The sequence below is a fragment of the Flavobacterium sp. I3-2 genome, from assembly GCF_013389595.1.
In the GTDB taxonomy this organism is placed as follows: domain Bacteria; phylum Bacteroidota; class Bacteroidia; order Flavobacteriales; family Flavobacteriaceae; genus Flavobacterium.
Genome location: NZ_CP058306.1, coordinates 2,620,339 through 2,634,485 on the forward strand (window position 1 = coordinate 2,620,339; position 14,147 = coordinate 2,634,485).

Genomic DNA, 14,147 nt, shown 5'->3' on the forward strand with positions numbered 1-14,147 from the left:
AATTAACTGATATAATTCCAAATATTATTTTTTTCGGACATTTTTTGTAAGATACTTTTTAATGTCTGATTTTGTTCCTTTTCTAAATTGATGTCGTCTTTTAAAATTTCAATTGCTTTATGACGTGCAAGTTTTAAAATCTCTTGGTCTTTAATTAAGTCGGCAATTCGTAAATTGAGAACGCCACTTTGTTGTTTCCCCATGATATCACCTGGACCACGAAGTTTTAAATCGACTTCGGCAATTTCAAATCCATCGTTTGTTTTGACCATTGTTTCCATTCTGACTTTGGTATCGTCGCTTAATTTATTACCGGTCATTAAAATACAATAACTTTGTTCCGCACCACGTCCAACTCGACCGCGCAGCTGATGTAATTGAGAAAGTCCAAAACGTTCGGCACTTTCTATAATCATCACCGATGCATTTGGAACATTTACACCAACTTCAATCACGGTTGTTGCTACCATAATGTTGGTTTCGCCTTTTACAAACCGTTCCATTTCGGCATCTTTTTCTTTCGGAGTCATTTGCCCGTGAACAATGCTGACACTATATTGAGGTAACGGAAAATCTCTTGAAATTCCTTCGTAACCTTCCATTAAATTTTTATAATCTAACTTTTCACTTTCTTGAATTAACGGATAAACAATATAAACTTGACGTCCTATAGCAATTTCTTCTCGAATAAAATGCCAAACGCGCAGGCGTTTTCCTTCAAAAAAATGTAAGGTTTGAATGGGTTTTCTACCTGGTGGAAGTTCATCGATTACCGAAACATCTAAATCTCCATACAAACTCATCGCTAAAGTACGTGGAATAGGCGTGGCCGTCATTACTAAAATATGAGGAGGAATAACATTTTTCTTCCAAAGTTTAGAACGCTGCTCAACTCCAAATCTGTGCTGTTCATCTATAATGGCTAATCCTAAATTCTTAAACACAACTTTGTCTTCAAGTAAAGCATGTGTTCCGATTAAAATCTGAAGTTCACCATTTTCAAGTTTTTCGTGAATTACTTTGCGTTCTTTTGTTTTTGCAGAACCGGTTAAAATACCAACATGAATCCCAACTTTATCTGCTAATTCTTTAATTCCGATATAATGTTGATTGGCTAAAATCTCAGTCGGAGCCATCAAACAAGCTTGATAACCATTATCTAATGCCAAAAGCATGGCCATAAAACCGACAATGGTTTTTCCGGCACCTACATCGCCTTGTAACAAACGATTCATTTGTGCGGGATTTCCCATATCAGAACGAATCTCTTTTAAAACGCGTTTTTGTGCGTTTGTCAACGGAAAAGGTAAATGTTCGTTGTAAAATGAATTGAAATATGCACCAACCTTTTCAAACGGAAAACCTTGAATTTTTTGTTTCCGAACAATATTTTTTGAAAGCAATTGCAGTTGTAAGAAAAATAATTCTTCAAATTTTAAGCGAAATTGTGCTTGCGAAAGCAGTTCAGAATTCTGTGGAAAATGAATGTTTAAGAAAGCTTCATTTTTTGGAAGTAATCTCAATTCGTTTATCAAAGTAATCGGAAAAACTTCGGTAAAATAATTCTGAGTCTCTATAAAAACCTGTTGCATCATTTTATTAATGCTTCGGTTTGTAATATTTTTTTGAACCAGTTTTTCTGTTGAAGGATACACCGGTTGCATTCCCGAACGGATATTTTGTTTGTGTTCTGAAAGTAACTCCATTTCTGGATGTGGCATCGAAAAACTGCCGTTGAAATGATTGAGTTTTCCAAAAATTACATAAGGTGTATTTAGTTGAATGTTTTCTTTAATCCATTTGAAACCTTGAAACCAAATAAGTTCCATTTTTCCGGTTTCGTCCATAAAAGTTGCAACAAATCTTTTTCCACGTTTTTGTTCTACTGTTTTTAAATGGATGATTTTTCCAATGATTTGAATTTCAGATGTTAACTGATAATGTAATTCGTTGATTTTATAATATTTAGTTCGGTCTAAATATCTGTTCGGATAAAAATTTAATAAATCTTTAAAAGTGAAAATTTGCAATTCTTTTTTTAAGATATCTCCACGTTGTGGACCAACACCTTTTAAGTATTCGATTGGAGTATCTAAAATTGAATTTTGCATATGATTTTTAAATAGGCTAATTTAAAGTAAAGTTTCCAAATCTCAAAAAACATCTAATTTGTGAATGTTAATTTTTATTTCACGAAATAAATTATATTTTTATATTAAATTAACTAACTAAATTATTTATATGAAAAAATTTCTACTTTATGGTTTGATTTTATTCGGTTTTTGTGCGGGTACAATTTCTTGTTCTAAAGATGACGGAACAACTGATGAAGTGACGGTTCAAGAACAAACGGTAAATTTTAAAACATTTGATAAAGAAAGAGTTGCTTTTAGTAATGATTTTGGACAATCGGCTACTAAAATGGTCAATTTTCCTGATGATGTAGAAAAGGTGAAAACCATTAAAATGTTTTTACAACTTGATTGCCCAACTGGTGGTTGTAATATTTGGGATGTTTATGCTAATGTTTATGCTAAAGATAAAGTTAGCGGAGAGTGGTATGAAATTGCAAGATATATCACACCTTATGGACGTGCAACAACTGCATTAGATAGAGGTTTGGAAGTTGATGTTACTGATTTTAAATCGGTTTTAAAAGGAAATACCGAACTTAAAATATATGTTGAAGTTTGGGGAGCAGACGGCTGGCTTGTTAGTGCTGATTTTGACTATGTTTACGGTACTCCAGATTTTAAATATTACGAAGTCGCTCCGATTATGCAATATAATAAAAATTCGTTAGAAGGTGTTCCGTATGGCGAAGAACATAATTTTGATTTAACCAAAACAATTAAAATACCAAGTGCAGCAGAGCGTACGCATTTAAGAACAATTATTTCGGGCTGGGGACACGCAACACCGTTGGAAAGTGGAAGAGGTTGTGCAGAATGGTGCTTTAGAAAACATCACGTTTGGATAAATAACCAACAAACTTTTGAACATGATTTAAAGGCATTGGGTTGTGCTTCTAATCCAATAAAAAATCAACAAGGAAATTGGCAAGGTGATCGTGCTGGATGGTGTCCTGGTATGATAGTTCCTGTACGAATTGATACGTTTACTAATAGTGTTGCAGGTACAGATTTAAATTACGAGTATAAGTTTAAACCATGGACAAACAACATGCAAGCTCAAATTGATAATCCGCATGCATATTATGCAATTTCAAGTTTTGTGGTTGTTAAGAGTAATAATCCAATTTCTAAACCTCAAGTTTTAGATTAAAAAAATGCCTTCAAAAAATTTTTTGAAGGCATTTTTTTATTTAATATCTAACTGTTTTACGAACCAGTGATTTGAATGATTTTTAACTAAATCATTTTTTACATTTTCATCTTCAGTTGCTAAATATTTATAAGCTTTTATTGGAATTGAATTTGGAAATTTTTTTAATGAAATTTCAATTAATTTATCAGATTCGTCAAACATGTCATTTGTTTGTAATGCTTCAATTTTATAAACATAGATAAGTGCAGGAACTTCTTGTTTTAAATCAATGAATTCTTTTTCAATTGCATTGACTATTTTTAACTGAAATTCAGGATTTAAAGTAGATTGATTTTCAGAAACTTCATTGATATAATCTTGAAAAACCAAAAGCAAATTCATTATTTGCATGTTTTTTGTATTTGGATTTTCAACTAAAAGTGTAATTTTATCTAGTAATTCTTCTGAAATCTGTCCGTTATCATTTTGTAGAACTTCATTATAAAATTGATCAAACGTATTTTTCATTGTTAAATCTTTTGAGTCAACCTGATTCAAATTTTTTGATTCAACAATAACCGTATTTATATATTCATCAATTTCGTTTTGTGCTGAAACCGTTCCAATGAACATCAGCAATACAATAGTTAAAATTTTTTTCATTTTATTACAAAATAAATGCACTGAATAAGTTCAATGCATTTGTATTAATATTAAATTATTTAATCTTCTTCCCAATCTTCTAAATCCGATTTATGAACCAGCATGCCATAATCTTCGGAGTATAAATATTCGTTATTTTCTAATTGTGAAATATATTCTTGAATCCATTCTGTAAATGAATTTGCTAATAGTTCACGGACTGCATCATCATGCCAAACACGAATAATTTGACCATAATTACCTTCTTCAGACGGATCTAAATCAATACAAATGTGATTTCCTGAACCGTCATAAGTAAATGGAATCCAATTTACATTCCACCAATCGTTTTTAATTCCAGAATCTGGATCACTAACAAAAGCGTCATCTTCATCATCCGTAAAAGAATTATTTTCAAGTAATTCTTTCCAAACAGTCCATTCTTCTTGAATACGTTCCATTGACAAAAATTCTTCTCCTTTCATGATTCCGTAACCGTGCGCATTTTCACCGTTATGAATTTTATAAAAAGCTTTAAAATCATCAGGAAATTGCTTTTTGATTGTATTTTCTAATGATAGAATTTTTTTATCAGTAACTCCAGGATGTAAATCGTAATTAAATTCTTTAAAATCATCAGTTATTTGGTCTAAACACTTGATTAATTTATTCCAAGCTTGATCCATTTTGTTATCTTCTTAAATTATTTAGTTAATATTTCGTTTTAAATTTTACTTATATAAATTTATAAAAAAATGAATACAAAACACAATGAGGTTGATTTTTTATATAAAAAAATGATGTGAAACTTAAAATTATTGATAATCAGTGTTTAATTTGATAATATTTTTTGTTCGATTAAATGAAATGCACTTGCGATTTGATTCTTATCTTCTGAATCTGAAATAATTATATTAATCAAAGCTAAATTGTCTAATTTTAATAAATCTTCACTGTTTTTTGATTCAGAAATTTTTAAATTATTTTCTTTCTCAAAATGTTTCTTTAATGCATTAAAATTAACACTATTTAATTTTTTCTTTTGTTTGTATTGATACCAAAAATCATTGCGTATAAAATCAATATCATTTTCTTGAATAACAATTTTTGAAACATTTAAAGAATCAATATCTTCAAAGTTAATTTTAATATCTTTTTTGTTTTTTTCTTTTTTCTTAATTAAATTTAAAATGTACCATAAGAAAAATAGTAAACATATTATAGTGGCTAAAATAATGAAATAAAGCATGTTTTGTAATTCAATGTTTGTTAAGATTCAAATATTCCATAAAAAACATAACTTTGCATTTATGAATACTACAAAAATACTACAAAATTTACATATAGAAGCATTAAATGAAATGCAGACTAATGCTTTTGAAGCTTCAAAAATTAAAAATAACATCATTTTATTATCACCAACTGGATCTGGAAAAACGGTTGCATTTTTATTACCAATTATTTCTAAATTAAAAAATGATGTAAGTGGAGTACAAGCTGTCATTTTAGCTCCTTCTAGAGAATTGGCTTTGCAAATAGAAGGTGTTTTCAAAAAAATGGGAACTTCTTTTAAAGTTAATTCTTGTTATGGTGGTCATTCTACAAAAATTGAAGTAAATAATTTAAGTTCACCACCGGCTGTTTTGGTAGGAACTCCAGGAAGAATTGCTTTTCATATTCGTGAAAATAATTTTAGTACCAAGCATGTTTCGTGTTTTGTTTTAGATGAATTTGATAAAGCTTTGGAAATGGGATTTCAGAATGATATGGATTTTATTATCAATTCGTTTAAGCATATTCAATTCAGAATGTTGACTTCTGCAACCAATCTAAAGAAAATACCTGATTTTACTGGAATTGAAAATCCTGAACGTATTCAGTTTTTAAAAAATACAGCATCTCAACCTGATTTAACTCTAAAAAAAGTAGTTTCAAAATCTGAAGATAAATTAGAAACTGTAGTTAAATTGGTTAGTAAAATTGGAAAAGAAACCGTTGTTATTTTTTGTAACCATCGTGATGCTGTTGATCGAATTAGCGAAGCGTTGACAAAAAAAGGAGTTTCAAACGGAAGTTTTCATGGAGGATTAGAACAAGCTGATCGTGAACGTGCACTAATGAAATTTAGAAATAAAAGTTCGAGAGTTTTGATTACAACTGATTTAGCTGCACGCGGATTAGATATTCCTGAAATTGAATGTGTAGTACATTATCAAATTCCTGACAAAGAAGATGCATTTATTCATAGAAATGGACGAACTGCCCGAATGAAAGCTAAAGGAACAGTTTACGTAATGGTTACCAATGAAGAGCATTTTGAATTTATTGATCCAGAAATGCCTTTAGAAGATTTATCCGGAAATTATAAAATTGAAAATAACACCGATTTCAAAACAATTTATATCAGCGCTGGAAAAAAAGACAAAGTTAACAAAGTTGATATTGTTGGTTATTTAATTAAAACTGGTGGTTTGAAAAAAGAAGATATTGGTTTGATTGAAGTAAAGGATACACAAGCTTTTGTTGCGGTTTCGTCTTATAAAATTAAATCTTTGTTAAGTGTACTTGAAAATACGAAACTTAAAAATAAAAAAGTTAAAATTGCTTTGGCAAGAGATTAATAATAATAATTGTCAAAATTTTTGGCTGTATTCAAAAAACTGTGTAAATAAAAACTGAGATGGGTTTGACTCTTTTTTCAGTTGAACCCCTTTTTTAAATATAGCTATAAATTGATTTAAAATTACGCCCAATTATGAATTCGTTGAAATAAATTGATAAAATATAAAGAGGTTTGTTTTTATCCATAGAATACGCACGTGGGGAAAAAATAAAGTCGAAACTTTATGATTAACCAAAACTAAGCAACGCCTTTTTGATTTTTAAATTTAATAATAAAAATGAAATAGGCGATTGCGACAAAAAAAAACTACTTCGAGATTTACCTTTGCTCGCCATTGTTTCAAACTTTTGTTAACTGCAGTTGTAATATTATTATCTTCCAATAATGTTTAATAAATCATTCGAAATTTCATTATTATTTTGCGAAAGTAAAAATCTTGCATTTTGAATTTCATTGTTTTCTAATGATAATAATCCTAATTGATAGTTAGCTTGTTCGATTTCGTAAACAGAATATTTTTTTGATTGATTTATAATTGATAAAAAGATTTCCTTGGCTTTCAGTTTATCTTTTTTAATTCCTAATCCAAATAAATAATGAAAGGCTAATTCAATCGGAAATATGTTATCAATTTCAAAAACTTTATAAAGTAATTCGACGACTTTTGCATAATCACCTTTATCACGATAAATAGTTGATAAATTAAATGCAGCAGTACTTAAATTTTCTTTGATTAATTCGTTATAAAGTTCAATTGATTTGTTAATGTCTTTTTTACATCCAATTCCTTCTGATAGATAATTAGCAACTCTTATTTTACAATAATTATAATGTGAACCTTCTAAATATGTCTCGAAAGCCTTTTCGAAACTTTCTTTAATTTCTAAATTATTTTCACGTATTAAACCTTCTTCGTAAACTTGTGCGATTAATAAAAAATCATCCTCAGATTTATCCTTTTTGATTAATAAATCATTCCAATCTTCAAAGGTTTTTATTTCTTTCATTTACGAAAAGTTTTTTTACAATTGCAGTCAACGCCAGAGTAGCTTGGCGAAGAAGCGGTTTTGGAGAGCAAAACGTCCAACTCGCACCGACCGAAGCAAAACCGCTTGCGTTGATGCTAAATTATAAAAAGAAAAGCGAAACCAAGCGATTTTTGCGAAATAAAAAGCACAAACTTTCAGCTTTGTACTTAATCCGCTCTTTTGCCAAACTGCATGTTATGTGCTGGTTGATTGTTATTTTAGTTGATGAAAATATAATCTCGCTTAATTTTCTTTGAATTGTCAAGCTGTAAGAAATTCATTCCTTTTATTGCTATGTTTCCATCAGGCGTTTTCATTTGCCAAGTCACTCGTAATGTGTCGTGATTTTCAGAAAAACCTGTACTTTCTGTTATCAATCCATTTCCAACTACAAGTTTTTCATTTACTTGCATAATATTTTCGTAAATGTTCTCCAATCCGTGATGCTTTACAGCTTTATCACCTGGTTCATCAGCGTAAAATTCAGCAGAAGATGAATATACTTTTTCAATCAGTTGTTTTCTTTCATCAGCGTTTGTTGTACTCCAAGCTTCAATATAGTCTTTTACGAATTTTTCTAAATCTGTTTTTACCATTTTTTTTAATTTTAAAATTTTCAGTAAATTTCACAAAAATAGATTACTATTTACTGACACATTTGTGTCAATTATTGAGATTGAGACAGTTTTTTTCGTATTCTTGTTAAGGTTTGCCTTTCTACACCTAAATAACTGCAAAGTTGCGTTATGCTTATTCGGTTGAAGAGTTGCGGATATTGATTAATGAAGTTAATGTATCGTTGTTCAGCATTTTGGTAAAGAAAACTTTCCAATCTTTGTTGTTGCAGTTTGAGTTTCGTTTCTACAATTAACCGTCCATATTTTTCAAATTTCGAGATTTCGTCATAAGCATTTTGCAAATGTTCTGTCGGAAAATTTATAATGGTGGAAGTTTCCAAACATTGAAAAGATAGAGGACTTGGTTTGTTGTTCACAAAGGAAGCATAATGAAATGTATATTCGTTTTCGGGAATGAAATATATATTTTTTTCGTTTCCAAAGCTATCCGTATGAAATGCCCGAATAAGTCCTTTTACTAAAAAACCACCTTGTTTTTGAAGTTCTCCGGCTTTAATGTAAAAATCGTTTTTGTGAATTTTTGTTATGGTTAGTTTTTCGCTGAATTTTTTAAGTTCATTTTCGGTCAGTTCGGGACAAACACTTCTGATGTGGTTCAAATAAATTTCAATTTCTTCTGTCATTTGGTTTTATTCGTGGTTTTCGGGTCAACTTATACATAATGTTTCGGTGCTTGACGTCAGTGGTGGAAATTGAAGCGAAAAGTTTCAATTTAGCGAGACTGTGCAAAAGCAAATTTTTATTTACTAAATTAAGAAAAAAAGCTAATGCTCACAGCATTGGCGGCATAAAAAGTACAAACGTTTAACTTAGCTGTTATTCCGATCTTTTGCCAAACTGCTTGTTATGTGATTATTTGTTCAGCGTTCTTAATGCTTTTTTAGTGATGTATTTTGTTTCTTTGGTATTGCTTTCGGTTTCCCAACGCTTGCAAAGTTCCGTTATAAATTCGGGTTGTGTTTTACTTGCGTCATTGAGCCAATTTCCAACGCTGTCCTGAACATATTTTGCTTTGTCCGACTTTAGCGGTTCCAAAATGGATAAAGCCAATTCCGGATTTTGTTTCAGTTCTTCAATGTGTTCGCACCAAACTCCACGAGGTCTTGTCGCTTCGGTTGTAAATCTTCGGATATTTTCGTCTTCGTTAGAAGTCCATTTGGAAAGAATTTCGATACTTTCGGTAAGATTTTTCGCAATTTTTGGTCTTACTGTCATCCAACAAATTTCTCTTACTCCAAAATGGTTGTCAGCCGAAAAAGGTTGGATTTGTTTCAATGTTTCAGATATGTTTAGGTTTTCATTTTTTCCGATGGTGTAAGTTGCCCAACAACGAACAAGATCAGCATTATGGTTTGAAATAATTGCCAAGAAATTTTCATCTCTGTTTTGAGTTGTCAATTCAAAAAGTCCTGATCCGATGGCTTCGTTTATTGTATTTACGGTTTGTTTTTTGAGTTGGTCAATTTTGTTGAGAATTGGCTTCAAATATTCAGTTCGGTTGGTTTGTTTTAGTAGATTTTCGAGCAAAATTTTTTGGTCAACAGCCAACCATTCTATAAGATTTGCAGTTTCGATTTGTCCCGAATTAATTTGTTGCAAAATATCGTTCGGTATATCTTTTGTCGAACGAGCTCCTTTTCTTTTTGTCATTTATAATTGCTGTATTAATTCGTCAATATTGATACGTTCCATATAATTGGCGTTTACAAATTTATAAATAATTGTTGCGTTTGAGTTCAAAACATAAACGGCAGGAATTGGTAAAACGTGGTTTTCTGTTTGATTTATTTTAAGTAAATCAATTCCTAAGTTTTCATAGTGAGAAATTACAAAGTCTTGAAGTTCAAAATCAATACCGACTTGTTTAGCCAAATCGTTGTTTTTATCGGATAAAATTTCAAATGAAATATGGTGTTGTTTCTGCCATTCAGAATTTGTAGTTTCAAGTTGAGGCGAAATCACAATCAATCTTGTATTTTTAAATTGGTTGATTTTAGTTTGCAATGCTTGGATTTCCAAATTGCAATACGGACACCAACTTCCTCGTAAAAATGCAATTACGATTTTTTCGTTTTCCAATAATTCTCTCAAGACAACTTTTTTGTTGTCAAAATTATTAAGCTCAAAATCAGGAAATTTATCACCAATATTCAAACTCTTGTTTTCGATTTGTTTTTCTTTCAAATCTTGAATTGATTTTTGAAATGCTTGTAACGTTTCCGAAGGAACTTGGGCAGTTAATTGTTTATTTAACTCGTCTATTTGTTTAGCTAAAATATCCATACTAAAATGTTTAATTTTGTACAAAGTTTAATAACTGTTTCGAGATAAACAATACCGCATATTTTTATCTCTATGGGATAAAAAAGTCAATTTTATGAAAACAAAGGAAGTAACAATAGAAGAAAAAATTTGTCCGTTAGAATTTGCTGTCAATGCAGTTAGCGGAAAGTGGAAAATCCCGATAGTTTGGCAGATAAACGAAGGCAAAAAGCGTCCGAGTGAATTTTTGAAAGGCATCGGAAAAGTAGATAGGCGAGTGTTGAACCAACAGCTCAAAGAAATGGAACAAATCGGGATTTTGACCAAATTCTCCTTTCCCGAACTTCCTCCACGTGTAGAATATTCGTTAACTCCAATTGGTGAAGAATTAGTGAAAGTTTTGTGGCAGTTAAATGATTGGGGTAAACTTTTGCTTGAAAAAAATGAAAATTTTTAAATCATTTCTTTTTGGCAAGAACGTTGTTTAAACGTATCACATAACGGTTAGAAGCTTTGCGAAGTAACGGTAAATCGAAGACGAAATTTTCAATTTAGCGACACAGTAAGCAAAAGCCAATTCATTGAATAAATTTAAGAAAAAAAATCAATGCAATTGGCTTTTTGCGACAAAAAAAGGAGAAACTTTCAATTTTTCTCTAAATCCGACATTTCGCCAATGTTATCTGCTGTTTTTATTTGCTTTCATTCCAATAATAGCTATCGGGGTAAATCCTTTGTCCGAATATTGCAGTACCTACTCTTATAATCGTTGCACCCTCCTCAATGGCTGTTTCCATATCGCCACTCATACCCATTGACAATTCCTGCATTTCTACGTTGGGAATATTTAAAGTAATAATTTACTGTTGAATATCTTTAAGCAATCGGAAACATTTACGGACTTTTTCAGTTTCGGCACTAAACAGACCTATTGTCATTAAACCTTTTATTTTTAGTGTGTCCAACTGTGCTACTTGCTTTACTAATTCTATTGCATTATCGGGGCTTACACCAAATTTGCTTTTTTCTAAAGAAGTATTTACCTGTATCAATACTTCTATGGTTTTGTTTTCAAACTGTAACCGTTGGTGTAATTTTTCTGCCAAATCCAAACGGTCAAGCGACTGAATGCAGGACACGTTATATTTCAAAAGGTCTTTGATTTTGTTGGTCTGCAAATGCCCAATGAAATGATTGATGTGCGGAATTTCTTTTAACTCTTCGTACTTCTCTTTAAGTTCCTGTATCTTGTTTTCTGCTATTAGTGTATATCCTGCCTGTAATGCCATTTTGATACGTTCGACAGGTACGGTTTTGGTTGCCAATAACAATTTTACTTCATTAGGATTTCTGTTGCTGTTGATGCAGGCATTATTTATCCGCTCACAAATGCTTTGAATATTATTGATAATTTGTTCTTTCATTCTTTTAGATTTATGAAAAGAGGTCGGGAATGGATTTGAACCACTGTAGAAGGTATTGCGTACCCTTCTCTAACCACTCGACCACCCGACCATTTTTTAAAGGCGAACTGATTTAAGCCAGCCCATTTTGTTATTTCCACCAATAGTAATAATTGTGGTTTCCGTCATATTCAAAACCGCAACGTGGATATAATTTGTTGCCTATGTCGTTTGTCTTTTCGGTTTCAAGCATTAAACCGCAAGCGTCTGTTTCATCACACCATTGTTTTGCTCGGTCTATCAATGCTACCGAAAGCCCTTTACCTCTGTAATCGGAGTGTACAAACAAATCACTCAATAGCCATTGTTTTGCTAATTTGATGTAATGATACAATTTGTACAACTGTACAAAACCAACTGCTTTGCCGTCTGCATACACCACAAAAATGTTTGATTGGTCGTTGTCTAATCGTTCCTTGATGAACTGTTTACATTTTTCATAATCGTTCGCTTGGCGGTAGAAAACCCGATAGAGGTTAAATAATTCCGCTGTTGTGTCTAAATCGTTTAGACCTATTTTTTTGATGTTGTACTCCATTGTTTCTAATTATTTTTAAATGATATGACAAAATTAAATTTTAATTGGACTATATTTGTAGTCCAATTTTTAAATAAAAGATAGTCCAGAATGTTGCCGTATCAACATATCATCATTATAGAAAAAGAAAGTAAAGTTCCTGTTTACAGACAGATTGCTATTTCAATTATCAACGCTATCAGAAACGGCACTTTGAAAGCTGGAACACATTTATTGAGTAGTCGTGAGTTGGCTCGAATGTTACAAGTTCATAGAAAAACAGTTGTTTCGGCTTATGACGAATTACAATCACAAGAATGGATAACAGTATATCCAAGAAAATATGTGATAGTAGCAGAAAATCTACCCGTACTAAAGCCAAAAAAATGGAATGAACCAACTGAAAAATTTTCTTATGAACAAGATTTTAAAATTCCTTTTCGGGTGGTTCGAGATGTTTTGAAAACTGATGATTCTGTTCCTGAAATTATTGTAGATGATGGGCATCCAGATGTTCGACTTTCTCCGATAAATGATTTGTTGAAAACATATCGTTCATTTACTTTCCGAAAATCTGCCATAAAAAAAGCCCATATCGGAACAACACAAGGAACATTGATGCTTAGGGAAGAGTTGACTAAACATTTGTCAGAAACAAGAGGATTAAATATTTCTGCTGATAATATTTTGATTACCCACGGTGCACAAATGAGTATTTATCTTTCGGCACGACTACTTTTAAATGAACACACAAACATTGTCGTAGCCAAGCCAAATTATCCTGTTGCAAACAAAACTTTTCAAGAAACGGGGGCGAAGCTTATCGAAGTTAATATTGATGATAATGGAATTGATACTGATGAAATCGAGCAAATTTGTAAAAAGAAAAAAATTAATGCTGTTTATGTTGTTCCCCATCATCATTATCCGACAACGGTTACTTTGAGCGTTGAACGAAGAATGAAATTACTTGAACTTTCAAAGAAGTTTTCGTTTGCCATTATCGAAGATGATTATGATTACGATTATCATTATTCATCTTCGCCATATTTGCCTTTGGCAAGTGCAAATCACAATGGCAATGTGATTTATATTGGCTCTTTTTCTAAAATTTTAGACCCCGCTTTGCGAATGGGTTTTATGGTTGCTCCGAAAAATTTTATTGACCAATGTACCTCTTTCAGAAAAATTATTGACGTGGGCGGTGATGGATATATGCAAAACGCATTAGCTACTTTGATAAAAGATGGCGAATTGAAAAGACATCTCAAAAAAGCTAAAAAATGTTACCACGAGCGTAGAGATTTTTTGGATAGTTTACTAAAAAATCAATTGTCAAAATATATAACCTATTCGTTGCCGTCTGGTGGAATGGCTGTTTGGATTACGTTTAACAAATCGTTTTCGGTAGATAAAATAGTGTCAAATCCGTTCTTTAAGATAGTTCGACTGGATTATGAATTGAATGCATTTCGTTTTGGATTTGCTTCAATGAATGAAGAAGAATTGCAATCTGCTGTCAATGAGATAGAAAAGATAGTATTGAAAAGTTGACTTTTGATGCAGGACGGTTTTGGTAAAATTGCAGTTAACGGTTCCGAGCTTTTTGAAATAGCAGTAAATCGAAGATGGAAATTTCGATTTAGGCGACACGTAGCAAAAGCCAATTTTATTGGCTTTTGCGTATTACGAAGCCGAAAGTTTCAA

Annotated in this window: 14 protein-coding genes, 1 tRNA gene and 1 pseudogene; 4 read left to right on the forward strand and 12 right to left on the reverse strand. The window is 31.4% G+C overall.

Going from position 1 to position 14,147, the window contains the following annotated elements; genetic code table 11:
• Positions 1-2: 2 nt before the first annotated feature.
• Positions 3-2,111: an ATP-dependent DNA helicase RecG gene (recG, locus tag HW119_RS12520; RefSeq protein ID WP_177764886.1), complete on the reverse strand. Its 2,109-nt coding sequence runs from the start codon at positions 2,109-2,111 to the stop codon at positions 3-5.
• Between the two features lie 130 nt (positions 2,112-2,241).
• Here recG and HW119_RS12525 point away from each other — a divergent pair, with 130 nt between their 5' ends.
• Positions 2,242-3,285: a peptide-N-glycosidase F-related protein gene (locus HW119_RS12525; protein ID WP_177764888.1), complete on the forward strand. Its 1,044-nt coding sequence runs from the start codon at positions 2,242-2,244 to the stop codon at positions 3,283-3,285.
• Positions 3,286-3,321: 36 nt separating this feature from the next.
• Here the strand turns inward: HW119_RS12525 and HW119_RS12530 are convergent, their stop codons facing one another.
• From HW119_RS12530 to HW119_RS12540, 3 genes are all read right to left on the reverse strand, one after another.
• Positions 3,322-3,930 (reverse strand): hypothetical protein, encoded by a 609-nt coding sequence (locus HW119_RS12530; protein WP_177764890.1) that lies wholly within the window; start codon positions 3,928-3,930, stop codon positions 3,322-3,324.
• 59 nt (positions 3,931-3,989) lie between these two features.
• Positions 3,990-4,595, reverse strand: a complete 606-nt coding sequence (locus HW119_RS12535; protein ID WP_177764892.1) for an SMI1/KNR4 family protein — start codon at positions 4,593-4,595, stop codon at positions 3,990-3,992.
• 146 nt (positions 4,596-4,741) lie between these two features.
• Complete coding sequence (locus HW119_RS12540; RefSeq protein ID WP_177764894.1) at positions 4,742-5,158, reverse strand: hypothetical protein; 417 nt, start codon at positions 5,156-5,158, stop codon at positions 4,742-4,744.
• Between the two features lie 61 nt (positions 5,159-5,219).
• Between HW119_RS12540 and HW119_RS12545 the strand changes: the two genes are divergently transcribed.
• A complete protein-coding gene (locus HW119_RS12545; protein WP_177764896.1) occupies positions 5,220-6,530 on the forward strand; it encodes a DEAD/DEAH box helicase in 1,311 nt (436 codons plus the stop codon).
• A 373-nt stretch (positions 6,531-6,903) separates the two neighbouring features.
• Here the strand turns inward: HW119_RS12545 and HW119_RS12550 are convergent, their stop codons facing one another.
• The 5 genes from HW119_RS12550 to HW119_RS12570 form a co-directional block, all read right to left on the reverse strand.
• Positions 6,904-7,539 carry a sel1 repeat family protein gene (locus tag HW119_RS12550; RefSeq protein WP_177764898.1) on the reverse strand — a complete coding sequence of 212 codons (636 nt, stop codon included), beginning with the start codon at positions 7,537-7,539 and terminating at the stop codon, positions 6,904-6,906.
• Positions 7,540-7,778: 239 nt separating this feature from the next.
• Positions 7,779-8,156 (reverse strand): hypothetical protein, encoded by a 378-nt coding sequence (locus HW119_RS12555; protein WP_177764900.1) that lies wholly within the window; start codon positions 8,154-8,156, stop codon positions 7,779-7,781.
• 71 nt (positions 8,157-8,227) lie between these two features.
• Positions 8,228-8,821: a Crp/Fnr family transcriptional regulator gene (locus HW119_RS12560; protein ID WP_177764902.1), complete on the reverse strand. Its 594-nt coding sequence runs from the start codon at positions 8,819-8,821 to the stop codon at positions 8,228-8,230.
• Positions 8,822-9,050: 229 nt separating this feature from the next.
• Positions 9,051-9,848 carry a DNA alkylation repair protein gene (locus tag HW119_RS12565; protein ID WP_177764904.1) on the reverse strand — a complete coding sequence of 266 codons (798 nt, stop codon included), beginning with the start codon at positions 9,846-9,848 and terminating at the stop codon, positions 9,051-9,053.
• Positions 9,849-10,481 carry a peroxiredoxin-like family protein gene (locus HW119_RS12570; RefSeq protein ID WP_177764906.1) on the reverse strand — a complete coding sequence of 211 codons (633 nt, stop codon included), beginning with the start codon at positions 10,479-10,481 and terminating at the stop codon, positions 9,849-9,851. It abuts the gene before it with no gap.
• A 94-nt stretch (positions 10,482-10,575) separates the two neighbouring features.
• Between HW119_RS12570 and HW119_RS12575 the strand changes: the two genes are divergently transcribed.
• Positions 10,576-10,917 (forward strand): winged helix-turn-helix transcriptional regulator, encoded by a 342-nt coding sequence (locus tag HW119_RS12575; protein WP_177764908.1) that lies wholly within the window; start codon positions 10,576-10,578, stop codon positions 10,915-10,917.
• 235 nt (positions 10,918-11,152) lie between these two features.
• Here the strand turns inward: HW119_RS12575 and HW119_RS12580 are convergent.
• From HW119_RS12580 to HW119_RS12590, 3 genes and pseudogenes are all read right to left on the reverse strand, one after another.
• Positions 11,153-11,884: pseudogene (locus HW119_RS12580) on the reverse strand (YggS family pyridoxal phosphate-dependent enzyme).
• A 20-nt stretch (positions 11,885-11,904) separates the two neighbouring features.
• A tRNA-Cys gene (locus HW119_RS12585) sits at positions 11,905-11,975 on the reverse strand.
• Positions 11,976-12,014: 39 nt separating this feature from the next.
• The gene (locus tag HW119_RS12590; protein WP_177764910.1) at positions 12,015-12,461 is read right to left on the reverse strand and encodes a GNAT family N-acetyltransferase; all 447 of its coding nucleotides are present in this window, start codon (positions 12,459-12,461) and stop codon (positions 12,015-12,017) included.
• A gap of 90 nt (positions 12,462-12,551) precedes the next feature.
• On the opposite strand from HW119_RS12590, the gene HW119_RS12595 reads away from it, so the two are divergent.
• Complete coding sequence (locus HW119_RS12595; RefSeq protein WP_177764912.1) at positions 12,552-13,994, forward strand: PLP-dependent aminotransferase family protein; 1,443 nt, start codon at positions 12,552-12,554, stop codon at positions 13,992-13,994.
• Positions 13,995-14,147 lie beyond the last annotated feature (153 nt).